Raw genomic sequence first — 1,058 nt, forward strand, 5'->3', positions numbered from 1 at the left:
GGAGGGGGTGTGGCGGGGTGCCCCATGGGGGTCCCCCCGGCCGAAGGCTGGGGGCGTGCCCCGGCGCGGCACCGACCCCACACGTACGCAGCGAGGCGGTCACTGACCGCGCCGGATGGGGTCCCCCCGGCCGAAGGCTGGGGGAGGGCGGGCGGTGGGGGATGCCGGCCGCAGGCGCGAACAACCCGCGCACACGGACGGCGCGCAACCACGGCCCCGCGGTGGGAACATGGCCGCATGCGGGTGGCGTACAGCGTGGAGACCGTACGGGCGGCGGAGCGGGCGCTCATGGCGCGGGTTCCGGAGGGGGCCCTGATGCAGCGGGCGGCGGCCGGGCTGGCGGCCGCGTGCGCGAACGCGCTCGGCACCGGGGGCGGGGTCTACGCGGCCCGCGTCGTCGTGCTGGCCGGGAGCGGGGACAACGGCGGCGACGCGCTGTACGCGGGGGCGCGCCTGGCACGGCGCGGGGCGGGGGTGACCGCCGTCCTGGTGGCGCCGCAGAAGGCGCACCGCGGTGGCCTGGCGGCCCTGCGTGCCGCGGGCGGCCGTGCCGCCGCCCCGGAGGACGTGGACGCGGTGGCCCTGATCCACCGTGCCGACCTCGTGCTGGACGGCATCGTGGGCATCGGGGGCAAGGGCGGGCTGCGCCCCGAGGCGGTGCCGCTGGCGGAGGCCGCGCACGCCTCGCGGGCGGTCGTGGTCGCCGTGGACCTCCCCAGCGGGGTGGACGCGGACAGCGGCGAGGTACGGGGCGCCGCAGTGCGGGCCGACATGACGGTGACGTTCGGGACGTACAAGCCGGGCCTGCTCGTGGACCCGGCCGCCGAGCACGCCGGCGCCCTGCGCCTGGTCGACATCGGCCTCGGCCCCTTCCTGGACGGCACCCCGCCCGACCTGGAGGCGCTGCAGCACGCCGACGTCGCCGCCCTCCTGCCGGGCCCGGACGCCGAGAGCGACAAGTACCGGCGTGGCGTGATCGGCGTCGTCGCGGGCTCGGAGCGCTACCCCGGGGCCGCCGTGCTCGCGGTGGCGGGCGCGTTGCGGGCGGGCGCGGGGGC

Annotated in this window: 1 protein-coding gene; it reads left to right on the forward strand. The window is 79.5% G+C overall.

The genetic code is table 11. The annotated features are described in order from the left end of the window. Positions 1-237 precede the first annotated feature (237 nt). Positions 238-1,058, forward strand: an 821-nt coding sequence (locus PV350_RS46685) for an NAD(P)H-hydrate epimerase (RefSeq protein ID WP_500339319.1), incomplete at its 3' end; no start/stop codon positions are given.

Source organism: Streptomyces sp. PA03-6a (assembly GCF_033792765.1).
Taxonomy (GTDB): Bacteria; Actinomycetota; Actinomycetes; order Streptomycetales; family Streptomycetaceae; genus Actinacidiphila.